An 18,443-nucleotide genomic window follows, 5' to 3' on the forward strand; every position below is an offset into this window, starting at 1 on the left:
GGTTATTGAATTTTTATAACAGTTTGATTAATAGGCTTTCTAACCTTTTTTAAGGTGCTCATAAAATCATCACTTGCTCTATATCCTATAGGTAATAATAAAACGGATTTAAGGTTTTGCTCTTTAAGATTTAAGATGTCGTCATATTTTTGAGCAATAAATCCTTCCATGGGGCAAGCATCTATTTTTTCTAATGCACATACAGTCATTAAATTACCTAAAGTTATATATGCTTGATTAATGGCTGATTTTTGTTTCTCTATGGTAGATTTATTAGAGAATAAATCTTTAAGCTGTTCGCGATAAGGTTTTAAAATTTCTTCTGAGGTTCCTCTTATTTTTTTTTCTAAATCGAAATACGAATCAATATCATCTAGGGTAAAATAATCTTGAATACAAATAATAAATAAGTGTGAAGCATTGTATACTTGCTTTTGATTAAATGAATACTCAACAAGTTGCTTTTGAAGTTTTTTATTTTTTATGACTAACAATTTAAGTGGTTGCAGTCCGAATGAAGTAGCGGTAAGATTAAAAGCCTGGATTAGTAACTCAATTTTTTCTTCAGAGACTATTTTTTCTATATCAAACTTTTTACAAGCATAACGCCATTCTAAACTTTCTATAATATTCATCTTTTAATTTTTATGCAAGGGATTGCATTTCTACAAGCTTTTTGTAGATGCCATTTTGGGCTAATAATTCATCATGCTCGCCTTGTTCTACTATTTTTCCTTTTTGCATAACAACAATTGTATCGGCTTTTTGAATGGTTGATAATCTATGTGCAATAACTACCGAAGTTCTATTTTTCATCATTTTCTCTAAAGCATCTTGAACCAATCGTTCAGATTCTGTATCTAAAGCTGATGTAGCTTCATCTAAAATCATTATTGGTGGATTTTTCAACACAGCCCTAGCAATACTTAATCGCTGTTTTTGCCCACCTGAAAGTTTGTTACCGCTATCTCCAATATTAGTATCGATACCATTTGGTAAATCTTTTACAAATTCCCAAGCATTGGCAATTTTTAATGCAGCTATAATTTCTTCATCTGTTGCAAACTCAACTCCTAAAAGTATATTGTTTTTTACGGTATCATTAAATAAAATTGCATCTTGTGTTACAATGCCCATCTGATTTCTAAGGGAAGCTTTAGTTAGTTCTCTAATATCTACTCCATCAATTAATATTTCACCTTTATTGATGTCATAAAACCTGGTGATTAAATTTGCTAAAGTAGATTTACCACTACCAGATTGACCAACCAATGCAACCATTTTTCCTTTAGTGATAGTTAAGGAAAATTCATCTAAAACATACTCATCTTCATATTTAAAAGAGATGTTTTTAAACTGAATGTCTTTATCAAAACTAGTTTTCTCAATTGCATTCGGTTTATCTTTTAAAGGGTTTTCGGTTTCAATTATTTCTAAAACTCGCTCAGCCGCTGCATTACCTTGTTTAACGCTATATGATGCCTTTGATATAGCCTTAGCAGGAGTTAAAATATTATAAGCTAATCCCATATAAGCTAAGAATGCTTCGCCGTCTAGAGATTTTTCAACTAGCACAAGAGTACCACCATACCAAAGTAATACAGCAATAACTGCTATACCCAAAAATTCACTGGTAGGCTTAGCGAGGTTAGTTCTATTTAGTAAGCTATTGGAAAACTTATTGAAACGTTGAGTGGATTCTTTAAACTTAGCGTTGAACTTCCCTTCTGCATTAAATCCTTTTATAATTCGTAAACCTCCTAAAGTTTCTTCAAGTAATGATAAAAAATAGCCTTGCTCTTTTTGAACTTTATCAGATCTTTTTTTTAAGCTCTTGCCTATTAAAGAAATCAAAAAACCTGAAACTGGTATAAAAATAAAGACAAATAAGGTCAATTTTACACTTATAGTAAGCATAAAAATGATAGTGAAGATAATAGTTAAAGGTTCTCTAAATATCAATTCTAAGATTGATAAAAAAGAATGCTGTATCTCTAAAACATCTGTACCAATGCGTGCCATAATATCTCCTTTTCTTTTTTCAGAAAAATAGGAGAGAGGCAATGCTACTGTTTTATGGTACAATTCATTACGAAGATCTTTTAAAACACCATTTCGTAAAAATGTAATAAAATACATGGCTAGGTAATTAAAAATATTCTTTAATAAGAATACCGCTATTACCAAAACTATAACTACAATAAGTGCTTTTGATTTGTCATCACCAGCAATATCGGTGATATAATAATTCATAATATCTTTAAAATAATCACCAGCATTTGTTATTCCTTGAAAAACAGGTTTTTCAGTAATTTTTTCTACATCTTTTTTAAAAATAACTTGCAGTAAAGGCATAAGGACCATAAAAGATAGAGCGCTAAATAATGCATAGAAAATATTACAAACAATATTCAAAATACCATATACTTTGTAAGGAAGTGCAAAGCGGATTATCTTTTTAAAGTAGTTCATTAATATAACTTCAGTTCTTTAATAATGCGTTCAATCTTTTGATCTAGTAATCGTTCTGTTGGCATTACTTGGTCTAAATCATCTAGTTGAAGATTGACACTAAAATAAAATTTAATTTTAGGTTCAGTTCCACTAGGTCTGGCTGCAACTTTGGTACCATCTTCGGTTTGGTAGATAAGAACATTCGATTTTGGCAGGTCTATGTCAGTTTTTTTACCAGTTGACAAATTTTGGCAGATAGAAGTTTGATAGTCATAAACAAACTCAACTTTTGAACCATCAATTTTTGTAATAGGATTTTTACGCATTTTTGCCATCATCTGCTGAATTTCTTGCGCACCATTAGCTCCTTTTTTTACAAATGATACTAAATGCTCTTTATAAAAACCATGTTTTAAATAAAGGTTTAATAACTCTTTATAGAAAGTAGAATTATTATTTTTTGCATTAGCAGCAATATTGCACGCTAATAAGGTGGCTGTAACCGCATCTTTATCGCGTATAAAATCACCTACCATATAGCCGAAACTTTCTTCACCGCCACCAATAAATTCCATCTGATCGTAATCACGGATCATTTTAGCAATCCATTTAAAACCTGTTAAGCCAACTTTGGTTTCAACATTATAACTTTTAGCAATGGCTTTGACCAAATCTGTAGATACAATAGTAGATCCAACAAATTGACTCCCATTTAATTTTCCACTTTCGTACCATTGTTTGATTAAAAAATCAGTCATAACACTCATGGTTTGATTCCCATTAAGGAGAACCATGTTATTATTAAGGTCTCTAACGGCAATACCTAAACGATCTGAGTCAGGATCAGTACCAATTACTATGTCTGCGTTTATTTTCTCAGCTAAATCTAATGCCATTTTTAAGGCTTCAGGCTCTTCTGGATTCGGTGACTTTACTGTTGGAAAATTTCCATTAGGTTTCTTCTGTTCTTTTACAATAGTTACCTTAGAAAATCCAGCTTTCTTTAATGCTTGAGGAATTGACATAACAGAAGTGCCATGCAAAGGTGTAAAAACTACTGACAAATTATCTTTGTTAGATATGTTAAAATTGGTATTTTCTACCGATGCTTTAATAAATTCAGAATCTATTTTTTTACCAATTGTTTCAATTAAGTCTTCCTTAGCATTGAAGTTAATTTCAGAAAAATCTAAAGCAGCTACTTCTGCAATAATTTCACCATCTTGTGGAGGTACAATTTGCCCACCATCGTTCCAATAAACTTTATATCCATTATATTCTGGCGGGTTGTGCGAGGCAGTCAATACAATACCAATATCGCACCCTAAATGACGTACTGAAAACGAAAGCTCTGGTGTTGGTCTTAAATCTTCAAATAAAAAGACTTTTATATTATTAGCTGAAAAAATACTTGCTACAACCTTTGCATATTCTTTACTATTATGACGACAATCATAAGCTATAACAGCTTTTAATACTTTATCAGGAAAACTTTTATGTAAATAATTTGAAAGGCCTTGTGTTGCTTTTCCTAAAGTGTAATTATTAATCCTGTTTATACCGGCACCCATAACACCACGCATGCCACCTGTGCCAAATTCAAGATCTTTATAAAAACGATCTACAAGATCGTCTGAATCGTTAGCAATTAATGTTTTAATTTCTTGCTGAGTGTTATCATCAAAAGTAGGGTCAAGCCATTTATTGGCCTTTTCTAAAATAGTGTTCTTTTCCATAAAATATTTTACTCCTAATAATTGTTAGGAACAAAGATACTAATTTAGATATTCAAGAAATCTATAAATTAATGGTATTACTTATTTTATAACGATCATTATCTCGTTTACTTCTTAGAATAAGTTCACCTAAAAATCCAGCTAAAAATAACTGTGTACCTAAAAGCATTGCCACTAAAGCAATATAAAACTGAGGTCGTTGAGTTATTAATCTGCCCGACGGATTTAGAACTAGTTTGTCTATACCCAAATACAAGGCAAATAAAAATCCGATAATAAACATTAAACTACCTAGTAAGCCAAATAAATGCATTGGGCGTTTGCCAAAACGTGAGAGAAACCAAATAGATATAAGGTCTAAAAAGCCATTTATAAAACGATCCATACCAAACTTGGTAACTCCATATTTACGAGCCTGGTGCTGTACTATTTTTTCGTCTATTTTTTTAAAACCTTCATTTTTAGCTAGTACAGGAATGTAGCGATGCATTTCACCGTAAACATCTACATTTTTTACCACTTCTTTTTTATATGCTTTTAAGCCGCAATTAAAGTCATGTAAATGTAAACCAGAGGTTTTTCTGGCGGCAGCATTAAATAATTTTGACGGTAGATTTTTTCTTATTTTAGAATCATATCGTTTTTTCTTCCAACCAGAAATAAGATCGTAATCTTCTTTAGCAACTAAATCATAAAGTTCAGGGATTTCGTCTGGGCTATCTTGCAAATCAGCATCCATTGTAATAACCACATTACCTTGAACTTCTTTAAAACCTGCATGCAATGCTTGCGATTTACCATAATTTTTTTGAAATCGAATTCCTTTTACATTCGTATTCTGATGAGATAGTTCTACTATAACTTGCCAAGAATTATCTGTACTGCCATCATCTATGAAAATTATTTCATATAAAAACTGATTGGACTGCATAACACGTGCAATCCAATCATGTAATTCTTGTAAAGATTCTTCTTCATTAAGTAGTGGGATAACTACCGATATGTCCATATATTTTTCGGTTTAGTATTCTTCTTTTTTCTGCATTATCGCAGAAGAGATCAAAGATATAACAAAACCAAGAAATATTGTCCACAACATGCCAAAAGCAGCAATCATTCCTGGAGATGAGAATTTCTCTTGCATTTCTATGGCATTATCAATTTGTTCTTCAGAGAAACTAGGATTGTTAAACATTTCTTCTCTAGCCATTTCTAGTTTTTGTGCCATAAAATCTGGCTCTATTACTGACATAAAAATCATGGTATAAATTATGCCGATTACGCCACCAATTAAAGCTATTCCAATACCGGTTTTTAATCCTTGTCCTAGAGTTAAAAGACCACTGTTTAATTCCTTATATTTCTTAATACCTAGAACTATAATTACTATCATAATTACTAAACTTAATATGCCAAAAGGCATATCATTGTCATATTGCATACCTAAGGCATAACGAATAACGCCTATTAGTATAGAAATGACTCCAAGATAGAGTCCGTAGTTTAGAGCGATTTTTTTTGTTGGGTTTTGTTGATCTTCCATTGAGTTAAATTTTTTGAGTTAAACAAATATAATTATTTAAGCGCTAGGCACTTAATTTTTACACTTAAAGAGTTGTTTAAAAAAGTGCAAAAACTATAGGAAAATTAGAAATTGGTTGTAAATTTGCAGCGGCAAGTCCTACACAACCAGCTCCCTTTGAATCCTCCAGGGCAGGAATGCAGCAAAGGTATTAGGTCGTAGCGGTGTGATGTAGGTCGCTTGCCATTTTTTGTTTACAAAAAATTCTAAACTTCGATTAGTTAGTAACACAAAACTTCATTTTGTTACATTTGCTTAAACAATTTATACATGTCTAAAGTAGTTTTAATTACAGGTGCTTCTTCGGGTATTGGTAAAAGTATTGCTGAGTTTCTCTATGATAAGGGAATGAAAGTTTATGGTACTAGCCGTAATCCTGATAAATTTAAAGATACTAAAATCAATATGTTGGCTTTAGATGTGACTAATGTTAAATCTATAGATGAAGCAGTAGATAGTATAATTTCTACTGAAGGTCGCTTAGATGTATTGGTAAATAATGCGGGTATGGGTATTACCGGTCCTATAGAAGATACACCTACAGAAGAAATGCGAAAGGTTTTTGAAACTAATTTTTTTGGTGCCATTGAAGTGATGAAAGCTGTATTGCCTCAGATGCGAAAGCAACAATCTGGGCTCATACTAAATGTTACTTCTATTGCAGGCTATATGGGTTTGCCCTTTCGGGGAATTTATTCTGCCACTAAAGGAGCATTAGAATTGGTAACCGAAGCGATACGTATGGAAGTGAAACAATTTGGAATTGAAATAACAAATATTGCTCCTGGTGATTTCGCAACAAATATTGCTGCTGGGCGCTATTATACACCTGTTTTTGATGATTCTGCATACAAAGAAAAGTATGCTGAAAATTTAACATTAATGGATATGCATGTAGATTCGGGTATGAACCCTAACGAAATGGCTAAAATGGTTTATAAGATCATTAATACTAAGAATCCTAAAGTACATTATAAGGTAGGTACTTTTATGCAAAAATTTTCAATTACGTTAAAACGAATCCTTCCCGACAAGGTTTACGAAAAATTACTAATGAATCATTACAAGTTATAGCTTGTAAAACATGTTAATAAAATCTACGTTATCTATTAGCATCTATTTTTTCTGAAAAGTATATTTGCTCAACTTAAAACAACACAATGAAATTTTTTATAGACACAGCTAATTTAGACCAGATTAGAGAAGCTCAAGATATGGGTATTCTAGATGGTGTAACTACAAATCCTTCATTAATGGCTAAAGAAGGTATAACTGGCGAGGCTAATATTATGAATCATTATAAAGCTATTTGTGAAATAGTTGATGGTGATGTTAGTGCAGAAGTTATTGCAACCGATTACGAAGGAATGATTAAAGAAGGAGAGGCTCTTGCGCAATTACATCCACAAATTGTTGTAAAAATACCAATGATTAAAGATGGTGTAAAAGCATGCAAATATTTTTCTGATAAAGGAATTAAAACCAATGTTACCTTAGTCTTTTCTGCGGGACAAGCATTGTTAGCTGCTAAAGCCGGAGCTACCTATATGTCCCCTTTTATTGGTCGCTTAGATGATGTGTCTACAGATGGTTTAGGTTTAATACAAGAGATTCGTTTAATTTATGATAATTACGGATTTGAAACTCAAATTTTGGCAGCTTCTGTTCGACATACAATGCATATTATGGATTGCGCTAAAATTGGCGCTGACGTTATGACTGGACCATTAAAAGCAATAGACGGATTGTTAAAACACCCATTAACTGATATAGGCTTAGCTAAATTCTTAGCAGATTATAATAAAGGAAATTAGGTCTTTTTGAATAGACAAATGAAAATCCCGCTGGAAGCGGGATTTTTTTATTTTAAAATGTCTCTACAAATTTTTAAATGATGTTCAGTATGTAATCTTAAAAATTTCTTTGTTTGATCTAAATTAAGAATGCCAAAATAAGGATGCTTAAAATTACTTTTAGAATTTAGGCCTTTAATACTTGCTAACTGTTCTTTAGCTTCAGTAAGTTGTGAAGTTAGGTCCTCAGGTTTAATCTCATCAAAAGATCTAACACGTTTTGGTGCTTTGCCTTTCCCTCTTGGAATCCAGTTCAATGAGAAAACTACAAGACGCCAAAAATTAAAATTTGATTTATAATTAATAGGATCAGATTTTTTAAGTGCTTTAGGTACGCCAATAATCACTTTTAATGAATGATCCAAATGCCAATCGATTCCTTTTTTTGAAACCGATTCATTACTTACAGAAGCTTTCTCTATAAGTTGCGAAATCTCGGTTAATTCTTTTTCTAAAAACATTAACTTTCTATTTGTTTTAGTTCTAACTCATAATCGTATTGTAAATCTTCGTGAAGTGTAACCACTATTTTTTTAATTAATAGTAGTTGACGATTTAGAATATTTTGCAATGTCTGATTCCTAGCTATTGAGGGTTTCATATTTTTTAGAACTTCACAGAAGTGAAGTAGTATTTCGACTTCAGTTTCTTTCTTTTTAGAATAGCGAATATATTTTTTTGCCATTCGTAATATTTTGCGAACACTCTTTTTAATATAGAAATAACTACTAGTATTAATTAATTTAAATTGCTCATCAATTTCTTGTTTTACACTTTCAATATAGCCAGCTTCACTATCAGATTCAAAAAGTAAGTAGGTAAGTAATTCTTTATTTTCTTTTTTAAAACGAGAAAGCCTTAAACATAGTTCTAACAACTGCTCTTTTGTTTGGTGGTTTAGTGCAGTTTTTAGTTCTTTTACTGTAGCTGCTTTCATAAGATTTAATCTTCGAGTTGAAAGTCTATGGTAGAAACTACTCTTACAATTTTTATTTCGGGAGTATTTTGATCTCGATCATTTATGGTAAATAAACCTTGTCTAGCTTTTCTAATTTCGCCAACCTTAGAATTAGAATCTTGAGCAAATTTTTCAGCAACGTCACGTGCATTTTTTGTTGCTTCTTCAATCATAGATGGCTTTAATTCATTTAACCCAGTAAAAATATATTCAATAGGTCTCCATGTATTTTTTGAACTCAATAAAATATCTTTAGTAATTAGGTCTAAAGATTCTGCTAAAGCTTCTTGTAATTTTTCTACATTACTAGTTCTAACTGTAAACTCAGACTTTGCTAAATAACGATACCTAGTATTTTGATTATTATTATAAATATTAGCACGTGCATCATTAATAGTGGCAATACCTTTTGTTAGCTCACTTTTATCAAAACCTTGATTGATAAAGAAATTATAAACTTCGTCATTTTGTCTTTCGATCTCACTTTTCAAGGTTCTAAGATCATTTCCAGTAAGGGTAATATTCATTGGCCAAACAGCAAGATCAGCTGACACCTCACGTTCAGACAACCCCTTTACTTGTACATAACGATCATATTTTTTACCTGTTTTATGCATATTACCTATAAAGTAACCAGCTATAATTATAGCTGTTGAAAGTAAAAGTGCTAGAATCCAGTTGCTGTTTTTCATAATGCTAATTTTTAAGTCAGAATGTTCCTTGAAAAGAGTAAAACAAGATACAATTCTTTTACAATAGTTTTTATGGATTTCTACAAAAATATATGCGACTATGATATTGTTTTAAAGTGCTGTATATTAAAGTTTAACATTTTATTATTACAAACCTCAATGCGTAAAAGTTAATTTTAAGAAATTAATTATAAAATCCAAATAATGTTTAGAATTATAATTTTATTACTAACTGTTTTAACGGTACATTCACAGAAGGAAGATTTTAATATTAATGAGTTTTATCCTATAGAAAATTCACATTCCTATATTGAGTTTACTTCAAAATATATGGGATATGCCAAGGTAAAAGGCAATTTTGAAAAGTTTAATGGTACATTTCGATATGATCAAGATAATATTTCTAAAATCTCAATTTCTATAGCCATAGATGTTAATTCAATTGATACAGATAATAATTGGAGAGATAAAGATCTAAAATCAGAGCAATGGTTTAATGCAGAAAAATTTCCATTGATTACATTTAAAAGTATGATGTCAAAATCTACTGATACTGGATTTGAAATAATTGGTGACCTTACTATTAAAGAAGTAACTAAAGAGGTAATTTTTAAAATGAATCCTGCTTCTGGTGTTCTTAAAGATACAAGAGGTGATTTGCAAGTAATCCTTTCTGGTGAGACCATTATTGATAGAACTGATTTTGGAATTGAAGGTAAAAGGTGGAGTGCACTAAAAGAAGGTATTGCCGGTGTTGCTGATGAAGTTAAAATTGAATTAAGTGTTTTAGGTAAACAGGTTAAGTTAAGAAATGCTAAAAATTGGGTAAGAAAAGAGAATAGACCACAGTCAAAAATTTATAAAGTAATCTCTGAAAAAGGTGTTAAAGAAGGACTTACACTATATAGTCAAATGAAGGCAGATGCAGAGATAAAATTACGCTCTAATGTTCTATCTATGGTAGGTTATATATTACTTTACGAAGATAAAAATGATGATGCACTAGCTGTTTTTAAAGAGAATATAAAATCATTTCCAAATGAAGGCAATTCATATGATTCTTATGCAGAAGCTTTAGCTGCTTCTGGTGATTTAGAGCAAGCAAAAATATATTATAAAAAAGCACTAGAAAAAGATTCAAATAACCAAAACGCCAACGAAATTTTTAGGCATTTAAAAGAGAATTAATTTCTTTCTAAAATTAAGAACTCATCATCCATAACATTACCAGTTAAGATGAGGTTTCCAAAAGGGGCTGCCACAGTAGAAGCAGACATTTCGCTACCGTCTTCGACATAGATTTGTTCAATTGTATAATCTCCTTTTTTTCTGTAGTTTATTTTAATGATTTCTGATGGCGAAGTCTCCTTTTTTCCTTTTGCATACGAAGCAAAACGCAATAGATTAGGGTGTGCACCTATCCATAAATTACCTTCAGTATCAAATTCTATATTATCGATACCAGTATCGCAATCAATATTTTCAATAAATTCTAGTGACCCATCAGTATTTCTTTTGTATACTTTTACCAAGAACTTGCGAGGCGAGGCTACAAATAGTAAGTTTCTTTTACCATCATAATTAATACCATTGGCGTACGAAATTCCATCGGCTACTTCTGTATAATTTTTTCCATCAAAATAAATAACATTAGATATATTTAAGCCACCATAATCTTCGATTAATTGACCTAAACCTTTAGTGTATTTATGGTCATTGGTAAAATAGAAACGATTGTTATCAATTAACACAATATCATTTGGACTTATCATTGAAGAATGCTCAAGCGTTTCGATAAATTCTAAATACTGACCGATGAGTTTAAAAACCTCAATCGAATGCCCTGTAGGTGTGTGATTGACAGCCATTATTTTATAGGCACTATCTATCTTAGCCATAGAAATACCATGTGGAGCGAAAGGTTTTTTAAAATTGGAAGTTAAATGTATTGGTTTATAATCCTTGGTCTTTAAATCTAAATAATACAAACCTCCAAATTCTTCTTTAGCTCTGGGTAAGGATTGTCTTGCAGTTGCTGAAACAATAGCGAAGCTATCAACAACACTTACAGTAATGTCTTCTGCACCTGCAATTGGAATTCGTTTTACTATTTCACCTTGAAACTTAGGTTCTATAGTTCTAAAAAAACCTGTTGAAATAAAAATATGGGCAACAAAGCCAAGTAGTAGCACTAAAAGAAGTAGTGTTATTTTTTTGAAGAGCTTCATAAGAAATTATAAAAAGTTACAATTTACTTATTTTATATCTAAGTTAAAATTAGGTTGAGGATTTGGAATTTCGCTTATCGTTTGGTGTATGGTGCGTTGCGTTAGGTTTAGCACCTAATTTAATAAATAAAACTGGCGATAGTTCTTTTGCGAGTGATTTTCCGAAGGGAAAATCCGAAGCAATGAGCTATACATGTTGTTGTACACTTTTATTAACTAGTTGCCAAGTTCTTTTTGATAACTAAGTTTAAAAGTCCTTCTGTTTTCGGATAGGCCGATGATTTCATTCAATAGGCCTTCATATTCTTCTAACTTTCCATTATTTTTCATCCAATTTTTAGGAGTATCCATTCCATCAAAATTACTCGCATCAGGATAGAACCATACCAGCGTTATTTTTCCGTATCCACCTATTGATCCTCTACTGGCTTCAAGTGGGAAAGGATAGTTAGAATCTAGCAGCAGTTTTGAGAATTTTCTTAGAACCTTGTCTATTTTATCTAATGATAATGAACGAAGTTCATATTCTATCATTTCGGCATATGGAAATTCAGAAACTGACATTTCTGCAACAGTGCTCCATGGTAGAATCATTTCCTTGGTATAGTTGAACTTAATACTTATATCAAGCTTTGAAAGATTTTCTATGACGTAATCAAATAACTCACTAGAATTAGCGCTTGCAAAAACTTTTCGATAATCACTTAACGTAAGTATGCTATTCAGGTCATCGCTAAAATTAACTAACAAGAATTCACCCTTCTCAGATTCATAAGTTAGCCAATCATAATTATAATCAATTTTGAACTCTTTGGCTCTATCTGCTATGATTTTTAGATTGTTTTTAAAAGATTTTTTATCCTTTTCATTAACATTCAGAAGCGTTAATTGAGTACAAATTTCAATGTCCTTTTTGGTAAGGGAGGATTGTCCATATCCTAAGTTTACAATTAATAATGCAAGTAAGAGATTTTTCATACTAATAATTGTGTACAACAATGTTTAGATATGGCTTCGTTTTAATGAACTATATCAATCGATAAGCGAAGTTAGCCGAAAAGGAATTAAGAATCAAGTTAAACTATAATTGTTCTCGCAGTACTTTAATCTCATCTCGCAATTGAGCGGCAGCAATAAAGTCAAGTGCCTTAGCTGCTTCTTCCATTAGTTTTTGGCGATCCCTAACACGTTTTTCAATTTCTGGTTTTGGTAAATATTCTAAATCTTGCTCCGCAGCTTTTAATACCGCAGAGTCGTAATGAAAAGAGGTGATGTTATTCTTGGTTAGACTCTCATCAATATTCTTTTTAATCTGAGTAGGCGTGATATTATGTTCGGTATTATAAGCGACTTGTTTTTCGCGACGACGATTGGTTTCATCAATGGTCAATTGCATACTTCTTGTAACTTTATCTGCATACATGATTGCTCTACCATTTACATTTCGCGCAGCTCTGCCCACTGTTTGCGTTAATGATCTGTGGCTACGTAAAAAACCTTCTTTATCAGCATCTAAAATGGCAACTAAAGAAACCTCTGGTAAGTCTAAACCTTCGCGTAGAAGATTTACCCCAATCAGCACGTCGAACAACCCTTTTCGGAGGTCTTGCATAATTTCTACACGCTCAAGCGTATCTACATCACTATGAATATAACGGCAACGAATCTGAATCCTGCTTAGATATTTTGTCAGTTCTTCCGCCATTCGTTTAGTAAGTGTAGTCACCAAGGTGCGTTCGTCTTTTTCTACACGTACTTGTATTTCTTCAATTAAATCATCTATCTGATTTAAACTTGGGCGTACATCAATCACGGGATCTAGTAACCCAGTTGGGCGAATAATTTGCTCTACAAAGATACCTTCTGTTTTTTGCAACTCATAATCTGCAGGCGTAGCACTCACATAAATCACTTGATTTTGTATAGCTTCAAATTCTTCAAATTTTAATGGACGATTATCCATGGCAGCTGGTAATCTAAAACCATATTCTACCAAATTTTCCTTGCGAGAACGATCACCACCATACATAGCATGTGTTTGAGGTATGGTTACATGACTTTCATCTATAACCATTAAATAATCATCCGGAAAATAATCTAATAAACAGAAAGGTCTGGTGCCTGCTTCTCTTCCATCAAGGTAACGTGAATAATTTTCTATACCAGAGCAATAACCCAATTCGCGAATCATTTCTAAATCGAATTCGGTTCGTTCTTTAAGACGTTTAGCTTCTAAATGCTTTCCAATTTCTTTATAATAATCTACTTGTTTTACTAAATCTTCCTGAATCTGATGGATGGCATTTTGTAATACATCTGGAGAAGTCACAAATAGATTTGCAGGGTAAATATTGAGTTTTTCATATTTCTCAATAATCTTATTGTTGACAATATCGAAACTTTCAATTTCTTCTATCTCATCACCAAAGAAGTGTACGCGATAACCATAATCTCCATAAGATGGAAAGATGGTAATGGTATCACCTTTTACTTTAAATGTGCCGCTTTTAATCTCAAAATCAGTTCTAGAATACAAGCTTTGAACCAATTGGTGCAAGAATTTTGTTCTGGCTAATTTTTGATCGACTTCAATAGAAATAACATTCTTTTTAAACTCTATCGGATTACCAATACCATATAAACAAGAAACCGATGCTACTACCAGTACATCACGCCTACCAGAAAGGAGGGAAGAAGTAGTGCTTAATCGCATTCGTTCTATATCATCATTTATTGATAGATCTTTTTCTATGTATGTTCCAGAAACGGGTATATAAGCTTCTGGTTGATAATAATCATAATACGAAACAAAATATTCTACTGCGTTGTTCGGAAAGAATTGTTTGAACTCAGAATACAATTGTGCAGCCAACGTTTTATTATGTGCTAGAACCAAAGTTGGTCGTTGAATATTTTGTACCACATTTGCCACCGTAAATGTTTTACCTGAGCCCGTTACTCCTAATAAGGTTTGATAACGTTCACCGGATAAAACTTCGTTACTAATCTGCTCAATAGCTTGTGGCTGATCTCCTGTAGGTTTAAAGTCTGATTCTAGTTTAAACTGCATCCTACAAAAATACGGTAATTTGTGTTGATTTTAATTCAGAATAAAAACAAACTTTATATCAATTTGAGTGATTTTTCTAAGAAAAATTATATCGAGAAATCTTCTGTTTTTGATGCAAAATTGCTATCGCAATTCCACTCAAACTGAAAAGATTTTTCTAAACTATAAATCTCTCCTCTTAAGTAGTCTATACGATAAATAGATGAAAAGGAATGTCCAAAAAGAGACGATAAGAACATCAGTAAAATGAACTGAAAAGTCTTTAGACAAATCTTCGCCTACTTGTTTGGCAACACTTTGTACAGCATTTAATCTGGTAAATGGTTCTTTGATTAAATTAGCCATAGACTCTAATGGTAGAAACTGCATAAATTGATTCACTTTTTCAGTGATACTATCGAAGCCAGTATCTCTAAATTTCCAGAAAAGAAATCCTTTTAAAATACTTTCTAAAATAAACCAAACTAAGATACCTCCGACGGCAAAAGCAGAACGTTTTACCAAAATACCCATAAAGAGCCCAAAAGAAAAGAACCCAACTAATTTTATAAAGAACGCTAATAGATATTCTAAATCAGAAAATACAATACTAAATTCATTATAATCTGAATATGCATATCCTAAAATTAAAGAAACTACAAATACAAATACGGTAGAAACAGCAGCAAATACTAATACCGTATAAAATTTAGATAGAATAAATTCTTTTTTACTTAACCCATCTATTAAGTTCTGTTTTAAGGTTTTGTTGCTGTACTCGTTAGCCATCATAGAGACAATTACCAGTAATAAAAAGAACTTAAAACCGGCTGCCACAAAGCTGTTAAAATGCCAGATGTATGGAAAGTTGAAAATACCTTGATCTGCCAAGTGAAATTGTACTGGGCCAATATCAAACTTAATCGCAGCAATTAATGCAATTGAAGTCAGTAGAGCAAAATAGATAATAGACAGAACTTTGCTGGCTCTGTTATGTTTTAGTTTATGAAATTCTATATTTAAAAGACGTAACATGATTGATTAGTTGTTGTTGGTTAAGGTTAAGAATTGTTGCTCTAAGCTTGGTTTACGCTTTACTAAATGAGAAAGTGTAATACCATTTTTAAATAAATAAGCATTGATGTCTGTAGCTGATAATTCTTCGTTTAAAGTCGCTATGATCTTTCCTTCATCTTGCTTTACAGAACTTATTGATGCATGTTGCTCTAACAATTCTTTTAATTTGTTTTCATCTCCGTCAGTATTCAATTCAAAAAAACCGCTTGTGGCTACTATCTCGTCAACTCTACCATCATATAATTTGACTCCTTTACGGATAACAACTACATGAGAACACACCTTTTCAACTTCATCTAATAAATGTGAAGCCAATAAAATAGTAGTACCATTGCTTGCAATTTCTTTAATGATTTTTCTGATCTCATGAATACCTTGAGGATCTAATCCGTTTGTTGGTTCATCGAGAATTAATATTTCAGGATTGTTTAGCAGGGCCGAAGCAATGGCTAAACGTTGTTTCATTCCTAAAGAATAGGTTTTAAACTTACTATCTTTTCTTTCATAAAGATTAACAACCTTTAATTTTTCATCAATCTTATCATAAGACACTCCCTTAATCTTGCAAATCAGTTTTAAATTTTGACTTGCTGTCATGTATGGGTAAAAATTAGGGCGCTCTATAATAGCTCCAACTTTTTTAAGTGCTTCATGCGTTGAGATGTTTCCATCGAACCAACTGAAATCACCAGAAGTGCGGTTTACTACATTTAAAATGATGCCTAAAGTGGTAGACTTCCCACTTCCGTTTGGCCCTAAAATACCATAAACATTTCCTTTTTTAATATCAAAAGAAAGGTTATTTACGGCATGTACAGATCCAAATTTTTTATCAAGATTTTTTAGGGATAAGATTGTTTCCAAGTGTATGATCGTTTTGGTTGTTGTATAGTATGACGACCAAAATAATCTTTTGTAACAAAAAAATCGATTAATTCATGAGTTCATCGAAATTATCGAAGTCAAAATCATCGATGTTTATATCGTTGTCTACAATATTAGAAACATCATCAACCAATTCGCTTTTAAATTCTTTTTCAGGAGCTTTATCTGGTACATTTCCAAGAGAAAGAAGTAGTAGTGGTAATTCACTTTCACTAAGGTTATCTATAATATCTACCAGTTCAACAAAGAAAGACCACATAGAAAAGAAATCATACACATAGATTAACTTCGATTTTTCCTCATCTATAATTTCAGATAATAAGATGTGTTGCATGGTGATAGCGTCTCCATTTTCACTCATATCGAATAGAGGAATCTCCTCACCTTGATTCCAATTGTCGTCTGTCGTAAAGAACGAAGCCATTTCCGATCCATCGAAACCAAAGGCATTAGTAACTGCATTGTGCAAATCTTCTAACGAATCATTTTTATGAATAGCGATTTCGCGAATAACGTCTTGCTCGGTGTCTAATATGATGCGTAATTTGTATACCATTAATAGTTGTAAATACTGTGCAAAGTTAGCTATTTTAGTAGGATATAATAGTATAGTTTTAATTACTTTTACCTTTCTAAATTTTATAAATGGAAAAAGAAACATTGCTAAAATTGGTAAATCAAGCTTCGCAAAACACTTTAATGGAAACATTAGAAATAGAGTTTATAGAAGTTTCGCAAGATAAAATGGTAGCTAAGATGCCAGTATCATCTAAAGTACATCAACCTGATGGTGTTTTGCATGGTGGTGCTAGTGTCGCTTTAGCGGAAACCGTTGGTAGCTTTGCTTCTTTCTTTTCAATAGATAGAGAGAAAAAAATAGTACGAGGTCTAGAAATATCAGCAAATCACTTACGTGGAATTAAAGATGGATGGGTAATTGCTACGGCAATACCATTACACAAAGGTAGAACTACTCATCTATGGGAAATTCGTATTGAAGATGAGCAACAGAGACTTATTTCTTTATGTAAACTCAGTACTATTATTTTAGACAAAAAACCATCTAAATGATGCGTGTGCTAAAACGTATTTTTAAAATTTTATTAATTATAGTTAGCGTACTTGTTCTCGGATTGCTAATAGCTGCTCATATATTTATGAGGTCCAGTTCAGACGAAAAAATATTGGAAAAACTAACAACAAGTTTTACGAATCCTCACGTTACTTATAAGAACTATAAAGGTTTTGAATATCGTGTTATTTCTATGCAAAAAGGAATAGATACAATATTACCTATTTTGGTTTTTGTGCATGGTTCTCCAGGTTCAGCAATGGATTATGAACGTTATTTTAAAGATTCTTTATTGAATGCAAAAGCAAATATTTTAGCTTACGATCGTGTAGGATATGGCCCGAAGAATCTTGGCGATGTTCAAGCATCTACTGCTTTTGAAGTTGAGGTGTTGCACGATCTAATTAAAGATTATCCAACAGAGAAGATTGTGCTAGCTGGCTATTCGTATGGAGGCCCAGTAGTATTAGCTTCAGATAAGGATTATAAATACAAAGTTTCTATGGCCAGCGCAGTAGTTGGTGAATATGAACCCATGTTTAAGGTGTTGAATTTTTATAAATGGAAGTTAACAAGGTGGTTACTTCCAGCTAAGGTAAAGGCCGCGGCAAAAGAAAAGTACGCGCATGTAGAAGAGTTTCCAAAATATAAAGATGTATGGAATAAAAGCCCTTCAAAGATTATTAATATACATGGAGATAAAGATTGGATAGTGCCCTATAAAAACTCTGAATTTTTACAACAGGTAATTGATAAAGATAAGTTTGATATGGTTACTATTGAAGAGGGAGGGCATGATCTTATATGGGCAGACTTTGATTTGATTAAGACTGAAATTTTAAAAACATTGAATTAAG

General features: G+C 32.0%; 19 protein-coding genes and 1 other RNA gene. 6 read left to right on the plus strand and 14 right to left on the minus strand.

Annotated elements, in window-relative coordinates; all coding sequences use genetic code 11:
* Positions 1-2: 2 nt before the first annotated feature.
* From AC1EUV_RS08945 to AC1EUV_RS08965, 5 genes are all read right to left on the minus strand, one after another.
* On the minus strand, positions 3-635 hold the full coding sequence (locus AC1EUV_RS08945; RefSeq protein ID WP_480198354.1) for an NAD(P)H-dependent oxidoreductase: 633 nt from the start codon (positions 633-635) through the stop codon (positions 3-5).
* A gap of 10 nt (positions 636-645) precedes the next feature.
* Positions 646-2,472 (minus strand): ABC transporter ATP-binding protein, encoded by a 1,827-nt coding sequence (locus tag AC1EUV_RS08950; protein ID WP_480198355.1) that lies wholly within the window; start codon positions 2,470-2,472, stop codon positions 646-648.
* On the minus strand, positions 2,472-4,190 hold the full coding sequence (locus AC1EUV_RS08955) for a phospho-sugar mutase (protein ID WP_480198356.1): 1,719 nt from the start codon (positions 4,188-4,190) through the stop codon (positions 2,472-2,474). Before AC1EUV_RS08955 ends, AC1EUV_RS08950 begins: the two co-directional genes overlap by 1 nt.
* A gap of 61 nt (positions 4,191-4,251) precedes the next feature.
* Positions 4,252-5,199, minus strand: a complete 948-nt coding sequence (locus tag AC1EUV_RS08960; protein ID WP_480198357.1) for a glycosyltransferase family 2 protein — start codon at positions 5,197-5,199, stop codon at positions 4,252-4,254.
* Positions 5,200-5,211: 12 nt separating this feature from the next.
* The gene (locus AC1EUV_RS08965; protein WP_480198358.1) at positions 5,212-5,733 is read right to left on the minus strand and encodes a DUF4199 domain-containing protein; all 522 of its coding nucleotides are present in this window, start codon (positions 5,731-5,733) and stop codon (positions 5,212-5,214) included.
* A gap of 129 nt (positions 5,734-5,862) precedes the next feature.
* Between AC1EUV_RS08965 and ffs the strand changes: the two genes are divergently transcribed.
* From ffs to fsa, 3 genes are all read left to right on the plus strand, one after another.
* Positions 5,863-5,961: signal recognition particle sRNA small type (gene ffs, locus AC1EUV_RS08970), an RNA gene on the plus strand.
* 81 nt (positions 5,962-6,042) lie between these two features.
* Positions 6,043-6,846 (plus strand): SDR family oxidoreductase, encoded by an 804-nt coding sequence (locus AC1EUV_RS08975; protein WP_480198359.1) that lies wholly within the window; start codon positions 6,043-6,045, stop codon positions 6,844-6,846.
* Positions 6,847-6,932: 86 nt separating this feature from the next.
* Positions 6,933-7,586: a fructose-6-phosphate aldolase gene (gene fsa, locus AC1EUV_RS08980; protein WP_480198360.1), complete on the plus strand. Its 654-nt coding sequence runs from the start codon at positions 6,933-6,935 to the stop codon at positions 7,584-7,586.
* 47 nt (positions 7,587-7,633) lie between these two features.
* Here the strand turns inward: fsa and AC1EUV_RS08985 are convergent, their stop codons facing one another.
* Genes AC1EUV_RS08985 through AC1EUV_RS08995 form a run of 3 tightly spaced genes read right to left on the minus strand, consistent with a single transcriptional unit; the run spans position 7,634 to position 9,275 of the window.
* Positions 7,634-8,086 (minus strand): hypothetical protein, encoded by a 453-nt coding sequence (locus AC1EUV_RS08985; protein WP_480198361.1) that lies wholly within the window; start codon positions 8,084-8,086, stop codon positions 7,634-7,636.
* Positions 8,086-8,562, minus strand: a complete 477-nt coding sequence (locus tag AC1EUV_RS08990) for a hypothetical protein (RefSeq protein ID WP_480198362.1) — start codon at positions 8,560-8,562, stop codon at positions 8,086-8,088. The genes AC1EUV_RS08985 and AC1EUV_RS08990 overlap by 1 nt, the downstream gene beginning before the upstream one ends.
* Positions 8,563-8,567: 5 nt before the next feature.
* Complete coding sequence (locus AC1EUV_RS08995) at positions 8,568-9,275, minus strand: SIMPL domain-containing protein (protein ID WP_480198363.1); 708 nt, start codon at positions 9,273-9,275, stop codon at positions 8,568-8,570.
* A 204-nt stretch (positions 9,276-9,479) separates the two neighbouring features.
* Between AC1EUV_RS08995 and AC1EUV_RS09000 the strand changes: the two genes are divergently transcribed.
* Positions 9,480-10,463, plus strand: coding sequence for a YceI family protein (locus tag AC1EUV_RS09000; protein WP_480198364.1), 984 nt, complete (start codon positions 9,480-9,482; stop codon positions 10,461-10,463).
* Here the strand turns inward: AC1EUV_RS09000 and AC1EUV_RS09005 are convergent.
* The 6 genes from AC1EUV_RS09005 to AC1EUV_RS09030 all read right to left on the minus strand — a co-directional run bounded on the left by AC1EUV_RS09005 (position 10,460) and on the right by AC1EUV_RS09030 (position 17,070).
* A complete protein-coding gene (locus AC1EUV_RS09005; protein ID WP_480198365.1) occupies positions 10,460-11,503 on the minus strand; it encodes an SMP-30/gluconolactonase/LRE family protein in 1,044 nt (347 codons plus the stop codon). The genes AC1EUV_RS09000 and AC1EUV_RS09005 overlap by 4 nt on opposite strands.
* 216 nt (positions 11,504-11,719) lie before the next feature.
* Positions 11,720-12,481, minus strand: coding sequence for a hypothetical protein (locus tag AC1EUV_RS09010; protein WP_480198366.1), 762 nt, complete (start codon positions 12,479-12,481; stop codon positions 11,720-11,722).
* A gap of 103 nt (positions 12,482-12,584) precedes the next feature.
* Positions 12,585-14,573: an excinuclease ABC subunit UvrB gene (gene uvrB, locus AC1EUV_RS09015; RefSeq protein WP_480198367.1), complete on the minus strand. Its 1,989-nt coding sequence runs from the start codon at positions 14,571-14,573 to the stop codon at positions 12,585-12,587.
* Positions 14,574-14,735: 162 nt separating this feature from the next.
* The gene (locus AC1EUV_RS09020) at positions 14,736-15,587 is read right to left on the minus strand and encodes an ABC transporter permease (protein WP_480198368.1); all 852 of its coding nucleotides are present in this window, start codon (positions 15,585-15,587) and stop codon (positions 14,736-14,738) included.
* A 6-nt stretch (positions 15,588-15,593) separates the two neighbouring features.
* Complete coding sequence (locus tag AC1EUV_RS09025) at positions 15,594-16,493, minus strand: ABC transporter ATP-binding protein (RefSeq protein ID WP_480198369.1); 900 nt, start codon at positions 16,491-16,493, stop codon at positions 15,594-15,596.
* 67 nt (positions 16,494-16,560) lie between these two features.
* A complete protein-coding gene (locus AC1EUV_RS09030; RefSeq protein WP_480198370.1) occupies positions 16,561-17,070 on the minus strand; it encodes an IS1096 element passenger TnpR family protein in 510 nt (169 codons plus the stop codon).
* 89 nt (positions 17,071-17,159) lie between these two features.
* Here AC1EUV_RS09030 and AC1EUV_RS09035 point away from each other — a divergent pair, with 89 nt between their 5' ends.
* Entirely contained in the window at positions 17,160-17,585 is a 426-nt protein-coding gene (locus AC1EUV_RS09035; RefSeq protein ID WP_480198371.1) for a hotdog fold thioesterase, read from the plus strand.
* Positions 17,582-18,442: an alpha/beta fold hydrolase gene (locus tag AC1EUV_RS09040; RefSeq protein ID WP_480198372.1), complete on the plus strand. Its 861-nt coding sequence runs from the start codon at positions 17,582-17,584 to the stop codon at positions 18,440-18,442. The genes AC1EUV_RS09035 and AC1EUV_RS09040 overlap by 4 nt, the downstream gene beginning before the upstream one ends.
* The last annotated feature ends 1 nt before the right edge of the window (position 18,443 follow it).

This window comes from Maritimimonas sp. 2304DJ26-3 (assembly GCF_056591635.1).